Source organism: Streptomyces sp. NBC_00028 (genome assembly GCF_045041065.1).
Classification (GTDB): Bacteria; Actinomycetota; Actinomycetes; order Streptomycetales; family Streptomycetaceae; genus Streptomyces.
On sequence record NZ_CP108293.1, the window covers coordinates 9181150 to 9203080 of the forward strand.

The window sequence follows — 21931 nt, forward strand, 5'->3', positions numbered from 1 at the left end:
CGTTGGGGGGTGGGGGGTGGAACCCGCCTCCCACGACGAGGGATGGCCTCGGGCAAGGGGCGGCACAAAGGGGGGCGGCAGACACCGTTCAGCATTGCGTCGGCAGACGGTCACACCGTGTGTGCGAGTGATGATAGCCCTACCCGTCGGCCTTTCAAGATTGGGCGGAGGGCAATCTCCCGTTTCCAACTCCGCCGCAGGTCAGGGGCGTTGCCCGGGGCGGAGTCGGGGGGAGGCTCAGTCGCCGATGCGGTCGATCTGGCGGAGCTTGTTGGTGGCGTCGAGAGCGGCGACCTTGTACGACTCCGCGAGCGTCGGGTAGTTGAACACCGCGTCGACGAGATAGTCGACCGTGCCGCCGCAGCCCATGACGGACTGGCCGATGTGGATGAGCTCGGTGGCGCCGGTACCGAAGCAGTGCACACCGAGCAGGGTGCGGTCCTCGGGGGACACCAGCAGCTTCAGCATGCCGTGCGAGTCACCGATGATCTGTCCGCGGGCCAGCTCCCGATAACGGGAGATACCGACCTCGAACGGGACGCTCTCCTCGGTGAGTTGGTCCTCGGTCCGGCCCACGAAGCTGATCTCGGGAATGGTGTAGATACCGATGGGCTGGAGGTGGTGCATCCGCCCGACCGGCTCCCCGAACGCGTGGTACGCGGCCGAGCGCCCCTGTTCCATCGAGGTGGCGGCCAGCGCCGGGAAGCCGATGACATCTCCCACCGCGTAGATGTGCGGCACCTCGGTGCGGTAGAACTCGTCGACCGTGATCCGCCCGCGCCGGTCCGCCGACAGCCCCGCCTTGTCGAGGTCGAGATCGTCGGTGAGGCCCTGGCGGCCCGCCGAGTACATCACGGCGTCGGCCGGGATCTTCTTGCCGCTCTCCAGGACGGTCAGCGTGCCCCGCGGATGCCGCTCCACCGCGGCCACCGTCTCCCCGAACCGGAAGGTCACGGCCAGGTCCCGCAGGTGGTACTTGAGCGACTCGATCACCTCGACGTCGCACAGGTCGAGCATCCCGGCCCGCCGCTCCACCACGGTGACCTTGCTGCCGAGCGCGGCGAACATGGACGCGTACTCCATGCCGATGACCCCGGCGCCGACGATGACCATCGAGCGCGGAACATGCTCCAGGGCGAGGACGTTGTCGGAGTCCATGATGGTGCGCCCGTCGAACTCGACACTGTCCGGGCGGGCCGGCCGGGTGCCGGTGGCGATGACGACGTGCTCGGCGCTCAGCAGCCGTTCATGACCGGTCACCTCGCGCAGGGCGACGGTGTGGGGGTCGACGAAATGGCCGGTTCCGGCGTAGAGGGGGATGTGGTTGCGGGACAGCTGGCTGCGGATGACGTCCACCTCACGGCTGACCACGTGCTGGGTGCGCGCGGTCAGATCGGAGACGGTGATGTCCTCCTTCAGCCGGTAGCTCTGCCCGTACAGATCGCGCTGGGTCAGACCGGTGAGGTACAGCACCGCCTCGCGCAGGGTCTTGGAGGGGATGGTGCCGGTGTGGATGGAGACCCCGCCGACCATGTCGGGGCGGTCGATGATGGCCGCCCGGCGGCCCAGTTTGGCCGCGGCGATGGCGGCCTTCTGGCCGCCCGGACCGGATCCGATGACGAGCAGGTCGAAGTCGAAGTCAGGCACCCTCCGGAGTCTGGCAGCCCGAGGGTGCGCTGCGGAAGACCGAGCAACTCACCGACGCCGATGATCAGTTGGACCGCCGCAGTCGAGCAGGTGCCGAGCGGGTGCCGAACCCGGCCCTCGGCGTGACAATGCCGTCATGGGTCATCGAATCGGCGATGCGAGCGCCCCCGCCCGGCTGGCCGCCCCCGACGAGGGCATCGGCCGCGACGAGCTGGCCCTCGCCACCCGCAACCACGGTCTGCCCCTGGAAGCCCTGCGCTACGACGTCACCCCGCCGGGCCTGCACTACGTACTGACGCACTACGACATCCCGTACGTCCCCGACGACACCGACTGGGCGCTCACCGTCGGCGGCCTGGTCCGCCGCCCGGTCCGCCTCACCCCGGCCGATCTGCGGGCGTTCCCCCAGGTCACCACCCGGGTGACACTGGAGTGCGCGGGCAACGGCCGGGCCCTGCTCGCGCCCCGCCCGGTGAGCCAGCCCTGGCTCGTCGAGGCGGTCGGCACCGCCGACTGGACCGGCGTACCGCTGCGGCTGCTGCTGGAGCGGGCGGGCGTCCAACCCGGCGCCGTGGACGTGGTGTTCACCGGCGCGGACCATGGCGTGGAGCGGGGTGTCGAGCAGGACTACCGGCGCGCCCTCCCGATCGGGGCCGCCACCGGCACCGAGCCTGAGGTGCTGGTGGCGTACGCGATGAACGGCGCCCCGCTGCCGCCGCAGCACGGCCGCCCCCTGCGGCTGGTGGTGCCCGGCTGGTACGGCATGGCGCATGTGAAGTGGCTGCGCGAGGTGACCGTCGTCGACACGGAGTTCACGGGTTTCCAGCAGTCCGTCGCCTACCGGCTGCGCCAGGACCCGGGCGACGCGGGCGAGCCCGTCACCCGGATCGTGCCGCGCGCCCTGCTGGTCCCGCCGGGATTCCCGGACTTCATGTCGCGGACCCGAGTGGTCAGGCCCGGCCCGGTGCCGCTGGAGGGGCGCGCCTGGTCGGGACGGGCGCCCGTGACCCGGGTCGAGGTCAGCACCGACGCCGGGCGGACCTGGCGGGAGGCCGAACTGACGCCCGACGGCGGACATCGCTGGGCGTGGCGCCGCTGGCACGCCACCTGGACGGCGACACCCGGAGCGCACACGCTGAGCGCGCGGGCCACCGACGCCGACGGCCACACCCAGCCCCTGGAACCGCCCTGGAACCGGGGCGGCTTCGCCGTCAACCTCGTCCAGCGGGTGCCGGTGCTCTGCGTCGACGAGGAGGCGGCCACGGGGGAGTGAGGGCCCGGCGCGTGCCGGGCCCGGAAGGCCTTACGTCTACGGAAGCAGCTTCTCCAGCGCGGCGGGCCCCTCCGCCTCCAGCTTGCGCCTGGCCCATTCCAGGTTGCGCGGGGTCAGGTCCCGGCCGGCGGCGAGGACCACGTCCTCGGGCGACACCTCGGTGCCGGTCCGGGTGTGGAGCAGCTCGTCGGGGGTGGCGCGGTCCTCGGCGGGCCCGGACGCGCCGGGCTGTGACGTCGGCATGATGGGTGCTCCTCGGGTCGTCATCGGGTCCGATATCACCATTAACCCGGCGGGCGCCGTGTGCATCCGGAGAGACCGGGCCCGGGGTGCCGACCGGATCGGGCGGGCGTCTAATGGGGGTAGCGAGCAAAGGTCGATGCCATGTCACCCACCCGCAGCACGCCAGGGGACGGGGGGCCCGCCGCCACCGGGGGACTGCGGCGGCTGGGGCAGTGGTGCGCCCGCCATTTCGTGATCGTCCTCGTGGCCTGGCTGGTCGCCATCGTCGCCCTCCAGATCCTCAACCGGTCCGTCGGGGGCGAGTACGAGGACAACTTCTCCCTGCCGGACGTGCAGTCCCAGCAGGGTCTGGACGTCCTGAAGAAGCATGATCCGGCGGCCGGCGGCTACAGCAGCCAGATCGTCGTGCACGACGGGCAGAAGGCGCTGACCTCGCTGGACTCCCAGATGTCGACGACGGTCGGCGACCTCCAGAAGCTGCCGCACGTCCTGGCCGTCCAGAACCCGCTGACCGCCTCCACCTCGCCGGTCGGACCGCTGTCCAAGGACGCGAAGACGGCGTACGTCACCGTCCGCTTCGACGTCCAGCCCTCGACGCTCGGCGACGACTACCTGCACGGCGTGGACAGCTCGGTGCAGCCGCTGCGGGCGGCCGGCGCCGATGTCGAGTACGGCGGACCGCTCGGCGAGCTGGCGCGGCCCGCCGCCGACGACCGGGTGAGCGAACTGATCGGCTTCGCGGTCGCGATCGTCGTCCTCCTGATCGGCTTCGGCAGTGTGATCGCCGCGGGCCTGCCCCTGGTGACCGCCCTGCTCAGCGTCCTCGGCGGGCTGGCCTGTCTGGGACTGCTCGCCGCCGCGTTCACCTTCGCCACCGTCTCGCCCACCCTGGCCACGATGATCGGTCTGGGCGTCGGCATCGACTACGCCCTGTTCCAGATCACCCGGCACCGGCAGAACCTCATGGACGGCGCCGACCCGGTGGTCTCCGCGGGCCGCGCCAACGCCACCAGCGGCCGGGCCGTCCTCGTCTCCGGCTGCACGGTCATCGTCGCGCTCGGCGGTCTGTCCGCGTCCGGCGTGACCTTCATCAGCAAACTCGGCCTGGCCGCGGCCGTGACGGTCGTGTCCGCCGTGCTCGGCGCACTCACCCTGGTGCCCGCCCTGTTCGGCCTCATCGGGACCCGCATCGACCGCTACCGGGTGCGCCGCCCCGTCGCCGAGACCGACGCCGCCCCGGGGGAGACCCCGCAGGGCACCTGGCACCGCTACGCCCAGCGCGTCGAACACCACCCCCTGCGCTATCTCGCCGCGGGCGTGGTGACGGTGGTCGTCCTCGCCATCCCCGTCTTCTCCATCCAGCTCGGCCACATCGGCGACGGCGCCGACCCCACCTCCTTCACCGACCGGCGCGCCTACGACCTGATGACGGACGCCTTCGGACCCGGCTCCAACGGCCCGCTCACCGTCGTCATCGACCAGACCGCCGCCTCGTCCTCGCAGCGCTCCACCCTCGCCACGCAGGTCCCGAAGACCCTTGACGCCGTGTCCGGCGCGGCCTTCGTCACTCCGCTGTCCACCACCAAGGACGGCGACGTCCTGATCGGCACCGTCTACTCCAAGCAGTCCCCGCAGAGCGCCGACACCACGGACCTGACGAACCGCCTGGTCGACGACACCCTGCCCGCCGCGGTCTCCGGCACCGACGCCCAGGGCTACGTCACCGGGACCACGGCCGCGCAGGTCGACTTCCGCGACATCGTGTCCAGCCGGCTGCCGCTCATCATCGGCGTGGTGGTCGCCCTGGCCTTCCTGATCATCCTCGCCGTCTTCCGGGGCCTGCTCGTCGCCGTGAAGGCGGCCGTCCTCAACGTGCTGTCGATCGCGGCCTCGTACGGGGTCGTCGTCGCCGTCTTCCAGTGGGGCTGGGGCGGGCCCGCGCTCGGTGTCTCGGGCAAGGTGCCCATCGAGAGCTATGTGCCGATGATGATGTTCGCGATCATCTTCGGGCTGAGCATGGACTACGAGATCTTCCTGCTGTCCCGCGTCCACGAGGCCTGGCTGCGCACCGGGGACGCCAAGGCGTCGGTCGCCCACGCGCTGGAGATCACCGCGCGGGTCATCACCTGCGCGGCACTGATCATGGTGAGTGTGTTCGCCGCGTTCATCGTCAGCGACAACATCGTGGTCAAGATGCTCGGACTGGGCCTCGCGGTGAGCGTGTTGATCGACGCGACCGTGGTGCGGCTGCTGATGGTGCCCGCCGTGATGACCCTGCTCGGCCGGCACGCCTGGTGGACACCGCGGTGGCTGGACCGGATCCTGCCGCACATCGACGCCGAGGGGGACCAGCAGGCGATGGCCGAGCGGCCGAAGGTCATGCAGGGCTGAGGACGAGCATCGTCACGTCGTCGACGGCGGTTCCGCAGTGGCCGAGCAGGTCACGCCACACCCGCTCCACCAGGACCGCCGGTTCGAGGTCCGTGAAGCCGGTGAGCCGCTCCGTGAGCGGATAGAACACCCCGCTCGCCCCTCTGGCCTCGCTGACCCCGTCGGACGCCAGGAACAGCCGGTCACCGCCCCGCAACGGCACCGTGAGCCCGGTCGGAATCCCGGCCTCGACGAGGCCCAGCCCCAGCGGCGCACCGGCCGCCACCTCCAGCTCCACGGCCCGCCCCCCGCGCAGCAGCACCGGCGCCGGATGCCCGCACACCACGATCCGCACGGCCCGGGCGTCGGCGGCGAAGTCCAGCAGCACGGCGGTCGCGAACAACTCGGCGTGCTCCACGTCCGCCGAGTCCACCACCAGCCGGCGGTCGAGCCGCGCCGCCACCGACTCCGGGTCCGGCTCGTCCAGCACCGCCTCCCGGAAGGCGCCCAGCAGCGAGGCGACCGTGGCGACGGCCGCAAGACCGTGCCCCTGCACGTCCCCCATCACCGCCCGCACACCGTGCGGCCCCTGGCGTACGTCGAAGAAGTCGCCGCCGACCAGCGTCCCGCGCTGCGCCGCCCGGTACAGCCCCACGCACCGCACGGGCCCGACCCGCTCGGGCAACGGCGGCACGACGGCCCGCTGCGCGGCCTCGGCGACCGCCCGCTCGGTGACCAGCTGGGCGTCCCGGCGGCTGCGCACGTACGACACGACCACGCTCAGCGCCGAGACGAAGGCGACGGTGAGCAGGTCGGCGCTGCCGGGGTCGTCGAGCCGGAACGCCGGGACGACCAGGACGGTCACCACGAGGGCGCCGAGCACGGCGGTCGCCCGGGGGCCGTACGACAGCACGGCAAGCGGCGGGATGGCGCCCAGCAGGAAGCCGATGTCCAACGGCTCCGGGCTCACCAGGGTCGCCGCGCACACCCCGCCCAGCAGCGCGGCGGGCAGCACCCGCACCCACCCGGGCGGCGGCGCCCCGCCCAGCCAGGTTCGCCGCTCCGGCTCCCACTCCTTGCCCACGCCTCCACGGTCCACCGCCCAGGGGTGGGGCGCACGCCGAGGGCAGTGCTCACCCCGTTAATTCGCTGGACCTTCGGCCGACCGGTCTCCTAACGTGTCCCCGTCACGCCCCAGGACCGACGGAAGGAGGCGAGTGCCGTGCAGTTCACCCCTATCCAGCGCTCCCTTCCCGTTGCCCCGGGCGTGCGTGTCTGACTTCCCGGGAGCGCTTACCGCAGCTTGCATCCCGGAGGAATCCATGACCGGTCTGGTCATCCGCCCGCTCGACGAGAGCACCGCTCACGACTTCGACGCCCTGCCCGACCCGCTCGGTGTGCGCGCCGCGCACCCGCTGACCCGGCACCGCCCCGACTGGCAGCGCGTCGCCCTGCGCGACGGCCGGATCGTCGCCCGCGCCGCCTGGTGGGGCGGCCCCGACGACACCGAGCCCCTCTGCGTCGACCGCCTCGACATGGCCGAGGGCGAGACCGAGGCAGCGGCGGAACTGCTGCGCACGGCGCCCTGGCGCGTCGACCTCGACTTCAGCCTGCCGCCCGGCTGGCGCGAGGACCCGGGCCTGCGCCCCGAGGTCGAGGCCCGCTTCGAGGCCGCGCGAGCGGCCGGGTACGAGCTCCTCGTCGAGCGCTTTCAGTACCGCTGGACGCCCGAGTGCGGCCTGCCCGAGCGCCCCGGCCGCCTCGTCTACGGCCCCGAGCCCGACGACGCGGTCTTCTTCGACGCCCTGCGCCGCATCCACTCCGTCACCCTCGACGCGCACGGCGCGAAGGCCGCCGAGGAAGGGGGCCTGGACCGGGCCGCCCAGGAGGAACTCGACTTCTTCCGCTGGTGCCCCTCCTCGCGCGAGTGGTGGCAGGTCGCCCGCACGCCGGACGGCGAACTGGCCGGCATCCACATCCCCGCCCGCAACCATCAGGCCCCGATCGTCGCCTTCATCGGCGTCGTACCGGAGCAGCGCGGACACGGCTACGCCTACGACCTGTTGACCGAGTGCACCCACCACCTCGTCGAGCAGGGCGCCGAGTACATCGTCGCGGCCACCGACCAGGGCAACTTCCCCATGGCCGCGCACTTCGCGAAGGCCGGCTATCCGGTGACCCGGGAGCGGGTCAACTTCCATCTGGCAAGGTGAGCGAGACCATCGGTACCGGGTGACGGAGGCGTAGTGGGGTTCGAGGGCCAGGTCTGGCAGGTACGCGGCGGCGAGGAGCCGGTGGGGGAGATCCTCATCGACGACGCCGACTTCCCCTGGCTCTCGGGCCGCTTCACGGCGGGGCCCGGCTACGACTCCGTACGCGAACTGTTCGCGCGGGAACTCGCCCTGGCCGAACGGGACGAGGACGGTCACTGGGCGGAGTGGGAGCGGGCCTACGACGAGATCCGGCGACGTGTGTCGCTGCTCTCGCCGGACGGCCCGGTCCCCGAGTTCCTGCTGCACATCGACGGCGACCGGGCGTGGTTCCGGTGGAGCGACAAACCGTTCGACGCGTAGTCGTCCCACCTGGGATCCTGGACGGTCGAGAACCGTGGAGAGGACCCCTGTGCAGCGAGCAGCCGACGCCGTCGCCGACCACTACGCACTCGGCGACGGGCCGTGGACCATGTCCCCCGTCGCCCGTGGCGCGCTGGGGCAGATCTGGAAGCTGTCGGGCGGCGGCACCGCGTGGGCGGTGAAGGAACTGCTCTTCGGCTGCGACGAGGAACAGGTGCGGCGGGAGGCCGCGCTGCGGGACGCCGCCGAGGAGTTGGGGATCTCCGCGCCCCGGCTGATGGCCAACCGCGCGGGCGCCCATGTCACGCGACTCGACGGGTCCTACGTCAAGGTGTACGACTGGGTCGGCGGCGGCGAGGCGGATCCCGCCGATCCGGAGATCCTGAGCTGGTGCGGGCGGACGCTGGCGATCCTGCACCGGGCCGGCGAGGGGACGACCGAGACGCCGGACGCCTGGTACGAGGAGTGCCCCCAGGAGTCCGACTGGACCAGGCTGTCCAAGGAGGTGCGCCAGGCCGGGGTGCCGTGGTCGGACGCGCTGGGCCGGTTCCTCGACACGCGGATGCCGGAACTGGCGCGGCACGTCGCCCCGTCGGAGCCGAAGGGCGTGGTGACGTCCCATCTCGACCTCCAGCCCCAGAACGTCCTCGTCGGCCCGGCCGGACCGACCCTCATCGACTGGGACAACGCGGGGCCCGTCGCGGCGGACCGTGAACTCGCCCGCGTCCTGTACAGGTGGGCGGGCGGCAACGCCTTCTCCGCCGACGCCGCACGCCGGCTCACCCGGGCCTACCGGGACGCCGGCGGCCCCGCCGGGATCACCGGCCTCGACTCCTTCTCGATGCTTTTTGCCACGGACCTGAACTTCGTGTACGTCCAGGCCGAGTGCGCCATCGACCCGAAAGCGACCGCCGAGCAACGGGAGTTCGCGAGCGGCAGGGTCGTCGACACCCTGGCGACCCTGCCGGACGTGGCCGCCGTGACCCGCCTCGCGGAGACCGTCGCGGCCTGATCATCAGCAGCCCGAGCGTCAGTCGCGGTCGGCGCTCAGGAGTGTCTCGGCGGTGGCGAGGATCTCGGTGACGCGCAGTCCGAACGCCGCGTCGCACGGGTGCGGTCGGCCGGTGCTGGCCGCGTCGAGGAGGGCGTCCGCGGCGCGGACGAGGGCGGGGACCGCGCCTTCCGGGCTTCGCGGCAGGAGCACCGCTCCGGCCTCGCCCCGCAGTTCCACGGCCGCGCCCGCCGCGGCGGGGGGAGCCGTCAGGCTCAGGGTGAGGGTGCTCGACGCGCCGCCGGTGTGCTCCAGGACGAGATGCACGGTGTCCGCCGGGCCGTGCGCGGCCGCCGCCACCCGCTGTACGTCGCCGAGGACCGGCAGCAGCACCGACAGGGCGTGCGGGCCCACGTCCCACAGCGCGCCCTTCTCCCGCCGCCACGGCGACGCCCCGAACGGGCTGTCCGTGGTGAACACCGCGCCCAGCCACTCCGCCCGCGCGGTGAACCAGCCGTCCACCGCGGCCTGTTCGATGATCCACGCCTCGGTCACGCTCTGGAAACGCGTCGTGAAGAAGACGACCGAGGCGACCCCGGCCTCCCGTACCGCCTCCACCACGGCCCGGCCCTGCTCGACGGTCGGCGCGAGCGGCTTGTCCAGCAGCAGATGGCAGCCCGCCCGCGCGGCCCGCACCGCCAGACCGGCCTGCACCTGGGGCGGCAGCGCGATCGCGACGGCGTCCACGTCGGCGAACAGCGCGTCGACGTCGTCGTAGGCCCGGGTGCCGAACCGGCCCGCCAACTCCTTCGCGGCCTCCGGGCGACGACCCCACACCCCGGCGAAGTACAGTTCCGTGTGCTCGCTCAGGGCGGGCGCGTGCGCCCCTTCGGCCCACGGGCCGGTACCGAGCAGTCCGATGCGCATGCCGCCGCCTCTCGCCGTTCTTGCTGGTCGAGGGCGAGCGTGCCACATCGACCTGAGGTCCGGTCGACACACCCGGCAATTCAGTCCCCGCGGTGCTGAATCCGTTCGCTTTCTTCTATTGGACCTGTCGGCCAGGACCCGTTCAGGCTGAGACGAGTGTCCGGCAGGCAGCCGGAGCCACTTCGGCAGGAAAGAGGTCACGATCCCATGCACACGCGACGCATCGGTGACGTCGAGGTCAGCGCCATCGGCCTGGGCGGAATGCCCATGTCCATCGAGGGGCGCCCGGACGAGGACCGCTCCCTCGCCACCCTGCACGCCGCCCTCGACGCGGGCGTGACGCTCATCGACACCGCGGACGCCTACCACCTGGGCGCCGACGAGGTCGGCCACAACGAGACCCTGATCGCCAAGGCGCTCGCCTCCCACGACCGGGGCGCGGAGGTCCTCGTCGCCACCAAGGGCGGCCATCTGCGCCCCGGCGACGGCAGTTGGACCCTCGACGGCAGCCCGCGCCATCTGAAGCAGGCCTGCGAGGCGTCGCTGCGCCGGCTCGGTGTCGAGGCCATCGGGCTCTACCAGTTCCACCGCCCCGACCCCCGGGTGCCGTACGCCGACTCCGTCGGTGCCGTACGGGAGTTGCTGGACGAGGGCAAGATCCGGATGGCGGGGATCTCCAACGCGAACCCGGAGCAGATCCGGCAGGCGAACGAGATCCTCGGGGGACGCCTGGTCTCCGTGCAGAACCAGTTCTCCCCGGCCTTCCGTTCCAGCGAGCCGGAGCTGGAGCTGTGCGACGAACTCGGTGTCGCCTTCCTGCCCTGGAGCCCTCTCGGTGGCATCTCCCGGGCCGGCGAACTCGGCTCCGCCTACGCGCCGTTCGCCCGGATCGCCGAGGCGCACGGGGTCAGCCCGCAGCGGGTGTGCCTGGCCTGGATGCTCGCCAAGTCGCCGGTCGTCGTACCGATCCCGGGGTCCAGCCGGCCGGAGACCATCCTCGACTCCCTCGCCGCGGCCGAACTCGTCCTGAGCGCCGAGGAGATCGACACGCTCGACCAGGTGTAGCCCCGGGAAGCCCGGGCAGAAAGCGCTTGCCCAGCCGGGCGGGTCCTGATGGAGTGCTCGCCCGACCACCCGAACCCTGGGAAGGACCACCGCCAATGGCCTCGCCGTTGGAGAGACCGCTCGACCACCGCTACCGGGGCGAGCACCCCATCCGCACCCTCGCCTATCTGTTCCGCGCCGACCGTCGCCGCCTCGCCGCGGCGGTCGGCATCTTCACGGTCAAGCACAGCCCCATCTGGCTGCTCCCGCTGATCACCGCGTCCATCATCGACACCGTCGTCCAGCACGGCCCGATCACCGACCTCTGGCTCAGCACCGGGATCATCCTGTTCATCCTGCTGGTCAACTACCCCCTGCACGTCCTCTACGTCCGTCTCCTGTACGGCAGCGTGCGCCGCATGGGCACCTCGCTGCGCTCCGCCCTGTGCACCCGCATGCAGCAGCTCTCCATCGGCTACCACTCCCGGGTCAGCGCGGGCGTGCTCCAGGCCAAGGTCGTACGGGACGTGGAGACCGTCGAGCAGATGGTCCAGCAGACCGCGGAGACCGGCCTCGGCGCGGGCACCGTGCTCATCGGCGGCCTGGTCATCATCGGCATCCGCACGCCGGAGTTCCTGCCGGTGTTCCTCGTCGTCGTCCCCGCCGCGGCCCTCGTCGTGGCCCGCCTCAGGGCCCGGCTGCGCACCCACAACGAGCACTTCCGGCACGAGGTCGAGACCCTGTCGTCGCGGGTGACCGAGATGACCCGGCTGATCCCCGTGACCCGCGCCCACGGCCTGGAGCGCAAGGCGCTGCGCCGGATGGACGGCACCCTGGACCGGCTGCTCACCTCGGGCAACCGCCTCGACCTCGTCAACGGCCGCTTCGGCTCGCTGGCCTGGGTGGTGCTCAACGTCGTCGGCGTGCTCGTCCTCGCGGGCGCGGCGCTGGTGTCGTACTACGACGTCTGGGGTGTCACCCCCGGCGACGTGGTGATGCTCAGCGCGTTCCTCACCACCCTCACCAACTCCACGACCACGTTGGCGGGTCTCGCACCGGTCATCACCAAGGGCCTGGAGTCGGTGCGTTCGGTGGGCGAGGTCCTCCAGGCGCCCGAACTGGAGGACAACGCGGGCAAGTCCGAGGTCGGCGAGGTCCGCGGCGCCGTCGCCTTCGAGCGGGTCGGCCACACCTACGGGGAGGGCGAGCGGCCCGCCGTGCACGACTTCACCCTCTCGGTGCGGCCCGGCGAGACCGTCGCCCTCGTGGGTGCCTCCGGGGCGGGCAAGTCCACCGTCCTCAACCTCGTCATCGGCTTCATCCGCCCGACCTCGGGCCGGCTGCTGCTCGACGGCACCGACATGAACGACCTCGACCTGCGCACGTACCGGCGGTTCGTGTCGGTGGTGCCGCAGGAGTCGATCCTGTTCGACGGCACGATCCGGGAGAACGTCGCCTACGGCATGGAGGACGAGGCCGACGAGGACACCGTGCGCGCCGCGCTGCGCGACGCCAACGCGCTGGAGTTCGTGGACCGGCTGCCGCAGGGCCTGGACACGGTGGTCGGTGAGCGCGGGGCCCGGCTGTCCGGCGGCCAGCGGCAGCGGCTCGCCATCGCCCGCGCCCTGATCCGGGACCCCCGGGTCCTCGTCCTCGACGAGGCGACCTCGGCGCTGGACACCCGCTCGGAGGCGCTCGTCCAGGAGGCCCTGGCCCGGCTCCTGCACGGGCGCACCACCTTCGTGGTGGCCCACCGGCTGTCCACCGTGCGGGGCGCGGACCGGATCGTCGTGATGGGCGAGGGCCGTATCCAGGAGATCGGCACACACGAGGAACTGCTGCGCAGGGGCGGTGCGTACACGGCGCTGCACAGCGGGCAGGTCGCCTGAGGCCCGTCGGTCGAGGCCGGGTCGAGGTCCCGCCCAAGCGGAGCGGGGCCTCGACCGGCGGGCGGCGGAGGGAAACGGTCTGCGGGCGACGCCGGTGCGCCGCCTCGGACCGCGGTTCTGCGGCCGTGCGGTGGCGCTGTCCCGGTCTCAGGCCGCGCTGCTGCGCGGGACGCGGTGTGGGCAGCGCGTGTCGTGGTCGGTGCCGCAACTCGTCCACCAGCGTTCGCAGCACGCGGCGTCGAGTTCGGCCTGTACGACGTCGTCGGCGGCCTCGGCGAGGTCGAGCCCGGTCACCGAACCGGCGGGGCCGGCCTTCGTGAGCTCGTGCCATTCGGCCTCGCGGACGACGGCGATGACCGGGACGAGGCTCGCGGCGGCGCAGAGGTACACGGCCCAGACGGGGCCGTGCCGGTACTGCAGGACCGCGGTCCAGGAGAGTCCGGCGCTCGTGGCGACGTAGAGCGCGCAGAGCAGGCGGGTGAGGCAGTTCATGGCGTACACCGTTCGTGCGAGGGTCTGCGCCCTGTTCAACTGCCGACGGCCCGTGGGGAAGCGGGTCGGTTCCAGGGTCGCCGGAACGTCACTCCTGTGGGTCTCCCGCAGGCCGGAATCGAGCGGTACTCGGGCACGGACAGCCAGGATTCCGTCAATTGCGGGCCGGGAGGCGGGAGATATGACCGCTTCGCCGCCGGTTCCCGCCCAACGGATCGTGGAGAGAGGGGCCTTTCGTGCTCGTGCCGGACCCTAAGGTCGTCAGGAAGCTGCTCACGCGGTACGCGTCACTCCGGATCGCCCACGCGGAGCGAGGGGACGTCATGGTCGCGAGGGAGCTGGAGGACGTGAGCTACACCCTGTGCGTCCTGATGGGCGCCACCGCCGTCCACGACGCCCTCGACAAGGCGGACGCCCTGTTGTAGCCCGGGTTCAGCGGGGCGCCGGGGTCTGCGGCGCCCCGTGGAACGCCGCGCGGTATGCCTGCGGGGTGGTTCCGGCCACGCGTCTGAACCGTTCGCGGAACGCGGTCGGGGAACCGAATCCGGCCTGCCGCGCGATGCGTTCGATCGGATGGTCGCTGTTCTCCAGCAGGTACTGGGCGCGCCGCACCCGCGCCCGCAGCAGCCACTGCAGCGGTGTGGTGCCGGTCTGCTCACGGAACCGGCGGCTGAAGGTGCGTTCGCTCATCCCCGACCGGGACGCCATCCGGCCCAGGGTGATCTCCTGGGCCAGGTGGTCCTCGATCCACTCCAGGACCGGTTCGAGGGTCGAGCCGCGCGGCACGGGCGGATGGTCGTGCACGATGAACTGGGCCTGCCCGCCCTCCCGTTCGAGAGGCATGACGGACATCCGCGCGGCGTCGGCGGCCACGGCCGACCCGAAGTCGCGCCGGATCATGTGCAGACACAGGTCGAGGCCCGCGGCGGCACCCGCCGAGGTGAGGACCCGTCCGTTGTCGACATAGAGCACGTCCGGCTCCACCCGCACCCGGGGGAAGCGGCGGGCCAGTTCGCCCGCGGCCACCCAGTGGGTGGTGGCGCGCAGCCCGTCCAGCAGCCCGGCCTCCGCGAGGACGAACGCGCCCGCGCAGACCGAGGCGATCCGGGTGCCGGCCTCGGCCGCCTGCCGCAGGGCGGCGAGGACGGGAGCGGGGGTCGGCCCCGCCTCGGGGGAGCAGCCGGGCACGATGATCGTGTCCGCGTCCGCCAGCGCCTCCAGGCCGCGCTCCACGCGGAGCGAGAAGCCCCCGTCGGCCCGTACCTCCGAAGTACTGGCGCAGAGCCGGGCCCGGTAGGGACTTCGGCCGTCGGGCAGCCGCGTCCAGTCGAAGACCTGCATCGGCGCCGCCATGTCGAACGGCACGACGAGATCGAGAGCCAGGATCGCCACGGTGTGCATGACGGCCACGATAGGCAGGTTCCCGCCAGCCCTGTGACCCCGGGTCAGGGTGAGAAGTGCTGGCGAGGCGCCTTGGCGGGAATCCGTTGGTTCCTGTCGTTCCAGCCCCTGTGCGCCGCACACGAAGATCCCTAACGTGGGCCGCCGACCCTGCTCGACCGACCCTGGACCTCACCTCGATGACCAAGCTCCTGCTGTCCCTGCATGTCCTCGCCGCCATCGTCGCCGTCGGCCCCGTCACCGTCGCGGCCAGCATGTTCCCGCCCGCGGTGCGCCGGGCGGGCGGGAACCCGGTGGGCGCGGGCACCGCCGCCCTGTTGCACCGCATCTGCCGCGTCTACGCCGCTCTCGGCCTCGCCGTGCCTCTCCTCGGCTTCGCCACCGCCGCCGCGATGGGCGTGCTGGGCAGCGGCTGGCTGATCACGTCCATGGCGCTGACCGCCGCGGCGGCCGGAGTCCTCGTCGCCTTCGTCCTGCCCCGGCAGGAGGAACTCCTGGAGGAACTCGACGCGGGCCGCTCCGTCGAGCGGGTCGGCACGGTCCAACTCGCCATGTTCACCGGCGTCTTCAACCTCCTGTGGGCCACCGTCACCGTCCTCATGATCATCCGGCCCGGCTCCACGACGGGCGCCTGAGTCAAGCCGAACGGTGGAATTCACCCCGCAGTGTGCACGGGCGCCTAGACTCGACAGCCGTGCCCATACCTGTGGGCCGTGACACGAAAGGCACGTTGACGGGTGTTCCAGGATTCCCCCATCTATGACCGACTCATCGCGGAGCGCGGCGACATACCCACTCAGGTTCGCAGGGAGGCCGAGCGAGTCAGCAGGGAACTGGAGTTCGTCATGCAGCCCCTCCAGTCCATGAGCCGCGCCCATCTCGGCGAACTGCCCTCGCCGCCCCCGCCCCCGGGATGGCAGCGCAACGCGCTCATGCCCGGCCCCGGACAGCTGTGACAGTCAGGTCAGCGCGGTGTTCACGCCGTTGACCCGAGCCCCTTCGTCGGGCGCCGGACGGGCCAGCCACTCGGCGATGGTGCGCGCGATCGGCTGACCCGTCTCCACCTCCACGAAGCCGAACTGCCCCGACTGGTTGCACTCCAGGAACCACCACGTCCCGTCGGCGTCCTCGGCGAAATCGAAGGCGCCGTAGGCCAGTTCGGCGCCCTTCAGATAGGCGTGCACCGCGTCGGCGACCCGCGGCGGGACATCCGTGGCGCGCCACGGACGGTCCGGGGAGGCGAAGCGGACGTCCACCTCGCTCTCGTCCGCCGCCGTCGGCTTGCGCGCGGCCAGCATCCGCTCACCCACCACCGTGAGCCGGATGTCCGCCCGCTTGGCTATCCGGCGCTGGAGCAGCGTCGGGCCGAACGCCACCGCGCCGAAGTCCGCGTCCGGCGCCACCCTGCTGGTCGGCACCGCCCTCGGCGGGTCCTGCGGATGCGCCCCCGACACCGGCTTGACCACCAGATCCGGGTACCGCTCGGCGAACTCGCGGGCGGCCTGCGGGAACGTCGTGATCAGCGTGGCGGGAACGGGCAGCCCGGAGTGCTGGGCCAGCCGTAGCTGCCAGGGCTTGTGCCGGGCCCGGCGGGCCGCGTCGGGATGGTTCATCCACCGTGCTCCCGAGCTGCGCAGCATGCCGTAGAGGGCCTGCGAGGACTCCTCCGTCAGCCAGTCGGACGGCTCGGCCGCCCGGGTCGCCGCCGTGCCCGGCCTGCGCACCCACACGGACCGCAGCCCGCCGATGCTCACCAGCCGGCCCCCCGACGACAGATGGCCCCGGAAGGAGCCGTGCACGTACTCCCCGGACAGCGCCACGTTCCCGGTCAGGTCGGCGGGGTCCAGCCGGACCACCGGCACCCCGGTCGCGTGGAGCTGGACGACCACCATGTCGGCCGTCACGTCCTCTTCACAGGTCAGGATCAACACAGTCATGTGCGCCGGTCCGTGTTCAGTCGTCGAAGTGCGTCTTCGAACCGGCTGTGGAGGTCGTCGTGCCCAACTCTCTCAGCAACGCCAGGTCGTGGGCGGCTATCCGCCCGTCCGAAAGCACGTTCAACTGCCGCCCGGAGTCGTACACATACGGAGCGGTGGCCTCCGACTGTGCTGCCGGACGGGCGTAGTTGAGCGCGAACGGTTGCATCGTCTCTCCCTCGTGGGTCCTGCGCCGAACCAGCGATGGTCACTTGCACCGTCGCTCGGGGAGCCGACTGCCGTCGGCCTCCTGAGACTTATACGAATCGAACGAGTGATTGGTTTCCTTACTCTGTGTCACCAGAGGCCGTTGGGGGTTCGGGGACGGGGGAGGCGGGTGACGTGCTTGGGGCGTGTGATCAGGTGGTATCGCCGAAACGGTCACGCTCCGCATACGCGCGCATGCTGCGCAGAGCGAGCAACAGCACGCCGATGTCGTCGAGATAGACCGGGTCGACCAGCAGATCGGTCGGCAGCAGGAAGTAGGCGAGGGCGCCCCAGAACACCCAGCGCGGACCGGTCGGCAACCCCGCGCGCCTCAAGTCCCGCCGGGCGCGCAGCAGTCGTGCGAAGACCGCCACGGCCACGGCCAGCAGAACCGCCGCGAGCACCGCTGCGGCGACGACCATGGTGGAGGTCGTGTCCACGGGCCCTCCTCATATCGGGTGCACGGCATCGGGTTGTGTACACGTCTTCACGGATTCCCGCTCCGGCCGCGGGTATGGCCGACCGGATCCGAACCGGTGTCATCGACCACCAGTGGGGGTGCGGAGGTGTGGGCATCAGGCGGCCGTCATACCCGTGGCCCGTCCGAGTGGCACGGGCGGCCGCGGGCCCCTACTAATGGTCACCGTAATGTTGCGTTTCGCGCCTCGGGGGCGCAGTAGCGGCGGCCGCATCCCACTCCTTTGGAGAGCCGCGCATGACCAGTCGCCCGTCCACACCCCAGTCGAACGACCCCGCCATATCCCCCACCCAGCCGATCAGCCCCTTCACACCGGCCGGGGAGCGAGGGGACGGGAGCGTTGCGGCGTACGGCGATCCGGTCGACGGCCTCGTACGTGCCGCCGTGGCCGACCGCCCCCTGGAGGAGGTGGCCCAGCTCATCACTCTGCTGGAGCAGTCCCCGCAGTACGCGCGGGCCACGGCCGACGCCCTCCGCGCGGTCGGCGTGCACCGCTCCGTGGACGACGTCACCCGGCTCGTGGTCCTGCTGACTCGGCCGCCCCGGGACGCCTCCGGAGCCGACGAGACGATCCGCGCCGCGGCCGAGTCCCGCCCCGTCGAGGAGGTGACCCGGCTGATGGCCCTCCTCCAACAGGCCCCGCTGGAACCCCACTGCGGCCGGGAAGCGGTCCGGGCCGCCGCCACCGGCCGGCCCGTCGAGGAACTCGTCGAACTGATCGGCCGCCTGGCCGAGGAACGCGGCGGAGCCCACCCACCGCACCCCGCCGACGTGGCCGAACCCTACGGACCGCCGGAGACGGCCGACACCGGGGCGGCCGACGAGACGCCGGTGCCGCGCACCGCACGGCCGCGCCTTCGCGGCGCCCCGCCCCTCTGGCCCGCACGACTGGCCGCGTTGGCCCTGTTCCTGTGCGCCGTCGCGTACTTCCCGCTCCACCGGGACGGCGTCTCCCTGCGCCGCTACGGCCTCGTCCTCGCTCTCGCCGGGCTGTGCCTGCTCCTCGGCCTGCTCGTGACGATGCGCCCCTCGGCCCCGGTGCTCACCGGCGCGGTCCTGCTGCCGGCGGCCCTGGCCGCGGCCCAGCTGTACGCGGCCCGCTTCGACGCGGGCAGGCTCTCCCGGACGCTCGACCTCACCCTCGTCCCGGCCTGGGCCGCCGGACTGGCCGCCGTGTGCGCCGCCCTCGCCGCGCTCACCGCCCTGGTCGTACGGCTGGCCACCGCGCCCGCGGTCCCGAAGAGGACCGAACGGCTGCTGACGGAGGCGCAGCGCACGGCGAACTGACGACCCGTACGCCCGCTCACCGTCATGGTCATGGCGCCTACGCTGGCGCCATGACCATCGCACCAGCCGACACCAGGCCACCGGCCGACGTGCTGCGCGCCGCCTACACGGCCTTCGCGGACGTCGTGCGTCCCCTGGGGGACGAGGAATCGTGGCGGTCCACCGGGTGCACGGGATGGGCGGTGCGGGATCTGATCCTGCACTGCGTCACCGACTGCCAACGCGCCCTGGTCGCCCTGCACACGCCGGCCACCGGACCCCCCGACCGCGACGCCGTCACCTACTGGCGGGACTGGCGGCCCGACCCCGTCGGTGCGGCCAACGGACGGCGCTGGATCCGGGTGGGCGCCAGCATGTTCCTGGACTTCGGCCAGCTGCGCGAGCTGTACCTGGAGACCGCGGCGGCGACCGTCACGGCCGCCGCCGCGACGGCGCCGGACCGCCTCGTCGCCACCCAGGGCCATGTGCTGACCGCCGGGGACCTCATGACGACCCTGGCCGTCGAGGCCGCGATCCACCACCTCGACCTCGTCGTGGAGCTCCCCGACGCTCCGGGACCGTCACCCGCGGGCCTGGCCGCGGTACGCGCCACCCTCGACGGACTCCTCGGCCGCCCCGTTCCCCTGGCGTGGAGCGACGAGCACTACGCCCGCGCGGCCACCGGGCGCGTGCCCCTGACGGAAGCCGAACGCCGGTCGCTGGGTGCCGACGCGGAGCGTGTCCCGCTGTTCAGCTGACGCCGTCGCCGTCCTTCGAGGGCTTGCGCTTGAGGCGTTCGAAGGTGCGGGTCAGCTGCTGAAGCGGGGAGGCGGGCTGCTGCTCGGCGGTGGCGGCGGGCGGCTCGGGGACGCCCGCCGCGCGGTAGGCGGCCAGCGCCTCGTTGGCCCGTTCGGCGGCCTCCCGGTACAGATCCCGGGACTTGGTCATGGCATCGAGCGCGTCCGCGTACATCGCGACGAGCTCACGCTGCCGGGCGAGCTCCTCCTCGACGGTCAGCAGCCCCCACCGCTCACGCAGGGCGGTCACCGCGCCCTCGGCGTCGCCGGGCAACCGCCTCGGCAGCGCGGCGAACCGGGTCAGGACGTCGATCAGCTCCGTGGGCGGCGTTCCGTCGAGGAAGACGCTGCGGACGGTGAACTCATCGGCCTCGTGACCGTCGGGCAGCGGGGGCAGGACGACGGCACCGCCGCGCGGCACCTGCACGTCGAGGGCCTTCAGCGCCCAGTTGACGGCCCGCAACTGATGGGGCGCGGCGCGGTGCTCCACCACGCGATGCTCCAGGCCCGGCGGCAGCAGCCCGGCCAGCGGACGCAGGCCCCGCTCGTCCGGGGTCATGGCCTCGTGGACGACGACATGGACCGCCCAGGACTCACGCGCACAGCTCTTGAGCAGGCGCCGCATCTCCTGGTCGTCCTCGGGGAGCCGGTTCACGTGCCGCAGGCGCAGACCGACGACCGTGTCGTGGTCCCACTCCGCCTCCGGGCCGAGCGGCCAGAACTTGCCGGCGGGGGAGGGCCAGGCCGGGTTCCACGCCCGTTCCGCCTCCGCGACCAGCACCCACTCCTCGTCGGTGAGGGTCAGCCGGGCCCGCACGGTCACCTCGCCCTCGACCCGCCAGCGGGCCTCGAAGACACGTTCCTCGGGCAGCTCCTGGAAGTCGTCGACGACGCCTTCCTCCTTGAGCTGCCGCAGATGGGAGGCGCGCAGGACGTCCGCCGCGGCGGAGTCGACATGGCGGCCACGGGCCTGCCACACGGTGGAGGGGATCGAGGTGGGCGACGGGGCGGTGGAGGAGATCGGCATGAGTCCATCTGAGGGCGGGGGCGCGTGCGACTCCCAGTATCGTCTTCGCGAGCGGCTGGAGATCGGGCGGGGTCGACAGGTGAGACACACGCCCGGCGGCACGGATCACCCGGGGTGTGCGGAACGTACGTCGGGTGGGCGTCCTTCACCCGTGTCGCGCGGCGGTCGGGGCCACCACAATGACCTGCACGAACAGGGCCCGCCCACCATCCGCATCGGGGCGGGTCCTGTTCGGGGGAGGGTTGTACGGCGCGCTTCGGCCCCCGCGGGGGAAGGATGGTCCCCATGACCACCATCGCCATCATCGGCGCCGGCCCCGGACTGGGCGCCGCCGTGGCCCATCGTTTCGGCCGCGAGGGTTTCGACGTCGCCCTCGTCGCCCGCACCCCCGAGCGCACCGGCGCCCTCGCCGCCGGCCTGACCGGCCAGGGCGTCACCGCCCGCGCCTTCACCGCCGACGTACGCGACCCGAAGACCCTGGCGGCCGCCCTCGACGAGGCGCGGGCGGCACTGGGCCCGATCGAGGTCCTCCAGTACAGCCCGGTCCCGCAGCCCGATTTCATGCGGCCCGTCCTGGAGACCACCCACGCCGACCTCACCGGGCCGGTCGAGTTCTCCGTCTACGGCCCCGTCACCGCCGTCCAGCAGGTCCTGCCCGGCATGCGCGAACTCGGCCGCGGCACCATCCTGTTCGTCAACGGCGGCACCGCCGTCGTCCCCCACCCCGACCGCGCCGGTACGTCGATCGCGTTCGCCGCGCAGAGCGCGTACGGCCATCTGCTGCACGACAGCCTCGCGGGCGAGGGCATCCATGTCGCCCAGCTGGTCATTCCCGGCGCGATCGTCCCCGGGCACCGCCGCAAGGACCCGGAGGTGCTGGCGGACACCCTGTGGCAACTCCACCAGGACCGGCACGGCTTCCGGCACTTCGCCGACGACCTGGACTCCTGAGCCCGTCCTCACCGGGTGGCGGTGTGCCGGGCCTCCCGGGCCGAGGCGTCCACCAGGGCCGACAGCAGCCCGGGAAAGCGCTCCTGCATCTCCTGTGCGCGCAGCGCGTTCATCTTGGTGGTGCCGACGTAGTACTGCCGGATCAGACCGGCCTCCCGCAACACGTTGAAGTGGTGCGTCAGCGTCGACCGGGACACCGCCACGTCGAACGTGCCGCAGCTCAGCTCCGTACCGGCGCCCGCGAGTTGGGAGACGACGGCCCGCCGTACCGGGTCCACCAGGGCCTCCAGCACCTGCTGGAGCGACACCTCCGCCACGGCGGGGTGCTCCACCGTCCGTGGGGCGGTGCGGGGGCGGGCCATGGGGACTCCCTCGGGGC

Annotated in this window: 24 protein-coding genes; 13 read left to right on the top strand and 11 right to left on the bottom strand. The window is 72.3% G+C overall.

The window, feature by feature from the left end; all coding sequences use genetic code 11:
- Positions 1-237 precede the first annotated feature (237 nt).
- Positions 238-1647 (bottom strand): Si-specific NAD(P)(+) transhydrogenase, encoded by a 1410-nt coding sequence (gene sthA / locus OG885_RS41585; protein WP_399962141.1) that lies wholly within the window; start codon positions 1645-1647, stop codon positions 238-240.
- A gap of 136 nt (positions 1648-1783) precedes the next feature.
- Here sthA and OG885_RS41590 point away from each other — a divergent pair, with 136 nt between their 5' ends.
- On the top strand, positions 1784-2920 hold the full coding sequence (locus tag OG885_RS41590) for a sulfite oxidase (protein ID WP_405741513.1): 1137 nt from the start codon (positions 1784-1786) through the stop codon (positions 2918-2920).
- A 36-nt stretch (positions 2921-2956) separates the two neighbouring features.
- Here the strand turns inward: OG885_RS41590 and OG885_RS41595 are convergent, their stop codons facing one another.
- Positions 2957-3163, bottom strand: a complete 207-nt coding sequence (locus tag OG885_RS41595; protein WP_399962146.1) for a hypothetical protein — start codon at positions 3161-3163, stop codon at positions 2957-2959.
- A 141-nt stretch (positions 3164-3304) separates the two neighbouring features.
- On the opposite strand from OG885_RS41595, the gene OG885_RS41600 reads away from it, so the two are divergent.
- A complete protein-coding gene (locus OG885_RS41600) occupies positions 3305-5554 on the top strand; it encodes an MMPL family transporter (protein ID WP_405741516.1) in 2250 nt (749 codons plus the stop codon).
- Here the strand turns inward: OG885_RS41600 and OG885_RS41605 are convergent.
- Entirely contained in the window at positions 5541-6617 is a 1077-nt protein-coding gene (locus OG885_RS41605) for a PP2C family protein-serine/threonine phosphatase (RefSeq protein WP_405741519.1), read from the bottom strand. The two genes, OG885_RS41600 and OG885_RS41605, sit on opposite strands and share 14 nt — an antisense overlap.
- A 238-nt stretch (positions 6618-6855) precedes the next feature.
- Between OG885_RS41605 and OG885_RS41610 the strand changes: the two genes are divergently transcribed.
- From OG885_RS41610 to OG885_RS41620, 3 genes are read left to right on the top strand one after another with little or no spacing between them, the layout of a single operon-like run.
- Positions 6856-7746, top strand: coding sequence for a GNAT family N-acetyltransferase (locus OG885_RS41610; RefSeq protein WP_405741522.1), 891 nt, complete (start codon positions 6856-6858; stop codon positions 7744-7746).
- A 33-nt stretch (positions 7747-7779) separates the two neighbouring features.
- The gene (locus tag OG885_RS41615) at positions 7780-8106 is read left to right on the top strand and encodes a hypothetical protein (RefSeq protein ID WP_405741525.1); all 327 of its coding nucleotides are present in this window, start codon (positions 7780-7782) and stop codon (positions 8104-8106) included.
- Positions 8107-8155: 49 nt separating this feature from the next.
- Positions 8156-9118 carry a phosphotransferase enzyme family protein gene (locus OG885_RS41620; protein ID WP_405741528.1) on the top strand — a complete coding sequence of 321 codons (963 nt, stop codon included), beginning with the start codon at positions 8156-8158 and terminating at the stop codon, positions 9116-9118.
- 18 nt (positions 9119-9136) lie between these two features.
- Here OG885_RS41620 and OG885_RS41625 read toward each other — a convergent pair whose 3' ends face one another.
- Positions 9137-10024 carry a Gfo/Idh/MocA family protein gene (locus OG885_RS41625; protein WP_405741531.1) on the bottom strand — a complete coding sequence of 296 codons (888 nt, stop codon included), beginning with the start codon at positions 10022-10024 and terminating at the stop codon, positions 9137-9139.
- A 207-nt stretch (positions 10025-10231) separates the two neighbouring features.
- On the opposite strand from OG885_RS41625, the gene OG885_RS41630 reads away from it, so the two are divergent.
- A complete protein-coding gene (locus OG885_RS41630) occupies positions 10232-11089 on the top strand; it encodes an aldo/keto reductase (RefSeq protein ID WP_405741534.1) in 858 nt (285 codons plus the stop codon).
- Positions 11090-11184: 95 nt separating this feature from the next.
- Positions 11185-12957 carry an ABC transporter ATP-binding protein gene (locus OG885_RS41635; RefSeq protein WP_405741537.1) on the top strand — a complete coding sequence of 591 codons (1773 nt, stop codon included), beginning with the start codon at positions 11185-11187 and terminating at the stop codon, positions 12955-12957.
- 147 nt (positions 12958-13104) lie between these two features.
- Here OG885_RS41635 and OG885_RS41640 read toward each other — a convergent pair whose 3' ends face one another.
- Complete coding sequence (locus OG885_RS41640) at positions 13105-13449, bottom strand: hypothetical protein (RefSeq protein WP_405741539.1); 345 nt, start codon at positions 13447-13449, stop codon at positions 13105-13107.
- Positions 13450-13685: 236 nt separating this feature from the next.
- Here OG885_RS41640 and OG885_RS41645 point away from each other — a divergent pair, with 236 nt between their 5' ends.
- A complete protein-coding gene (locus OG885_RS41645) occupies positions 13686-13874 on the top strand; it encodes a DUF5133 domain-containing protein (protein WP_399962165.1) in 189 nt (62 codons plus the stop codon).
- Positions 13875-13881: 7 nt separating this feature from the next.
- Here the strand turns inward: OG885_RS41645 and OG885_RS41650 are convergent, their stop codons facing one another.
- Positions 13882-14850: a GlxA family transcriptional regulator gene (locus OG885_RS41650; RefSeq protein ID WP_405741542.1), complete on the bottom strand. Its 969-nt coding sequence runs from the start codon at positions 14848-14850 to the stop codon at positions 13882-13884.
- A 179-nt stretch (positions 14851-15029) separates the two neighbouring features.
- Between OG885_RS41650 and OG885_RS41655 the strand changes: the two genes are divergently transcribed.
- Positions 15030-15485, top strand: a complete 456-nt coding sequence (locus tag OG885_RS41655; RefSeq protein ID WP_405741545.1) for a hypothetical protein — start codon at positions 15030-15032, stop codon at positions 15483-15485.
- A 102-nt stretch (positions 15486-15587) separates the two neighbouring features.
- Positions 15588-15806: a hypothetical protein gene (locus OG885_RS41660; protein WP_329342688.1), complete on the top strand. Its 219-nt coding sequence runs from the start codon at positions 15588-15590 to the stop codon at positions 15804-15806.
- 3 nt (positions 15807-15809) lie between these two features.
- On the opposite strand, the gene tgmB is transcribed toward OG885_RS41660, so the two are convergent.
- The 3 genes from tgmB to OG885_RS41675 all read right to left on the bottom strand — a co-directional run bounded on the left by tgmB (position 15810) and on the right by OG885_RS41675 (position 17455).
- A complete protein-coding gene (gene tgmB / locus OG885_RS41665) occupies positions 15810-16787 on the bottom strand; it encodes an ATP-grasp ribosomal peptide maturase (protein ID WP_405741548.1) in 978 nt (325 codons plus the stop codon).
- 16 nt (positions 16788-16803) lie between these two features.
- Positions 16804-16995, bottom strand: coding sequence for a putative ATP-grasp-modified RiPP (tgmA, locus tag OG885_RS41670; protein ID WP_329342691.1), 192 nt, complete (start codon positions 16993-16995; stop codon positions 16804-16806).
- A 190-nt stretch (positions 16996-17185) separates the two neighbouring features.
- Positions 17186-17455 carry a YkvA family protein gene (locus OG885_RS41675; protein ID WP_405743125.1) on the bottom strand — a complete coding sequence of 90 codons (270 nt, stop codon included), beginning with the start codon at positions 17453-17455 and terminating at the stop codon, positions 17186-17188.
- 293 nt (positions 17456-17748) lie between these two features.
- Between OG885_RS41675 and OG885_RS41680 the strand changes: the two genes are divergently transcribed.
- Together OG885_RS41680 and OG885_RS41685 are read left to right on the top strand one after the other, a co-directional pair.
- Complete coding sequence (locus OG885_RS41680; RefSeq protein WP_405741551.1) at positions 17749-18798, top strand: hypothetical protein; 1050 nt, start codon at positions 17749-17751, stop codon at positions 18796-18798.
- Between the two features lie 50 nt (positions 18799-18848).
- Positions 18849-19535, top strand: coding sequence for a maleylpyruvate isomerase N-terminal domain-containing protein (locus OG885_RS41685; RefSeq protein ID WP_405741554.1), 687 nt, complete (start codon positions 18849-18851; stop codon positions 19533-19535).
- Here the strand turns inward: OG885_RS41685 and OG885_RS41690 are convergent.
- On the bottom strand, positions 19528-20601 hold the full coding sequence (locus tag OG885_RS41690) for a hypothetical protein (protein ID WP_405741557.1): 1074 nt from the start codon (positions 20599-20601) through the stop codon (positions 19528-19530). The two genes, OG885_RS41685 and OG885_RS41690, sit on opposite strands and share 8 nt — an antisense overlap.
- 285 nt (positions 20602-20886) lie before the next feature.
- Between OG885_RS41690 and OG885_RS41695 the strand changes: the two genes are divergently transcribed.
- A complete protein-coding gene (locus tag OG885_RS41695; protein WP_405741560.1) occupies positions 20887-21552 on the top strand; it encodes an SDR family NAD(P)-dependent oxidoreductase in 666 nt (221 codons plus the stop codon).
- A gap of 8 nt (positions 21553-21560) precedes the next feature.
- Here OG885_RS41695 and OG885_RS41700 read toward each other — a convergent pair whose 3' ends face one another.
- Positions 21561-21914, bottom strand: a complete 354-nt coding sequence (locus OG885_RS41700; protein WP_405741562.1) for an ArsR/SmtB family transcription factor — start codon at positions 21912-21914, stop codon at positions 21561-21563.
- Positions 21915-21931: the final 17 nt, after the last annotated feature.

Bases quoted from the DNA above. Each gene is read 5' to 3' on its own strand.
- OG885_RS41655 (WP_405741545.1), top strand. From the start codon at position 15,030: ATGACCAAGCTCCTGCTGTCCCTGCATGTCCTCGCCGCCATCGTCGCC.
- OG885_RS41680 (WP_405741551.1), top strand. From the start codon at position 17,749: ATGACCAGTCGCCCGTCCACACCCCAGTCGAACGACCCCGCCATATCC.
- OG885_RS41695 (WP_405741560.1), top strand. From the start codon at position 20,887: ATGACCACCATCGCCATCATCGGCGCCGGCCCCGGACTGGGCGCCGCC.
- OG885_RS41625 (WP_405741531.1), bottom strand. From the start codon at position 10,024: ATGCGCATCGGACTGCTCGGTACCGGCCCGTGGGCCGAAGGGGCGCAC.
- OG885_RS41590 (WP_405741513.1), top strand. From the start codon at position 1,784: ATGGGTCATCGAATCGGCGATGCGAGCGCCCCCGCCCGGCTGGCCGCC.
- tgmA (WP_329342691.1), bottom strand. From the start codon at position 16,995: ATGCAACCGTTCGCGCTCAACTACGCCCGTCCGGCAGCACAGTCGGAG.
- OG885_RS41685 (WP_405741554.1), top strand. From the start codon at position 18,849: ATGACCATCGCACCAGCCGACACCAGGCCACCGGCCGACGTGCTGCGC.
- tgmB (WP_405741548.1), bottom strand. From the start codon at position 16,787: ATGACTGTGTTGATCCTGACCTGTGAAGAGGACGTGACGGCCGACATG.
- OG885_RS41635 (WP_405741537.1), top strand. From the start codon at position 11,185: ATGGCCTCGCCGTTGGAGAGACCGCTCGACCACCGCTACCGGGGCGAG.
- OG885_RS41630 (WP_405741534.1), top strand. From the start codon at position 10,232: ATGCACACGCGACGCATCGGTGACGTCGAGGTCAGCGCCATCGGCCTG.
- OG885_RS41700 (WP_405741562.1), bottom strand. From the start codon at position 21,914: ATGGCCCGCCCCCGCACCGCCCCACGGACGGTGGAGCACCCCGCCGTG.
- OG885_RS41675 (WP_405743125.1), bottom strand. From the start codon at position 17,455: ATGGTCGTCGCCGCAGCGGTGCTCGCGGCGGTTCTGCTGGCCGTGGCC.
- OG885_RS41690 (WP_405741557.1), bottom strand. From the start codon at position 20,601: ATGCCGATCTCCTCCACCGCCCCGTCGCCCACCTCGATCCCCTCCACC.
- OG885_RS41595 (WP_399962146.1), bottom strand. From the start codon at position 3,163: ATGCCGACGTCACAGCCCGGCGCGTCCGGGCCCGCCGAGGACCGCGCC.
- OG885_RS41650 (WP_405741542.1), bottom strand. From the start codon at position 14,850: ATGCACACCGTGGCGATCCTGGCTCTCGATCTCGTCGTGCCGTTCGAC.
- OG885_RS41640 (WP_405741539.1), bottom strand. From the start codon at position 13,449: ATGAACTGCCTCACCCGCCTGCTCTGCGCGCTCTACGTCGCCACGAGC.
- OG885_RS41610 (WP_405741522.1), top strand. From the start codon at position 6,856: ATGACCGGTCTGGTCATCCGCCCGCTCGACGAGAGCACCGCTCACGAC.
- OG885_RS41600 (WP_405741516.1), top strand. From the start codon at position 3,305: ATGTCACCCACCCGCAGCACGCCAGGGGACGGGGGGCCCGCCGCCACC.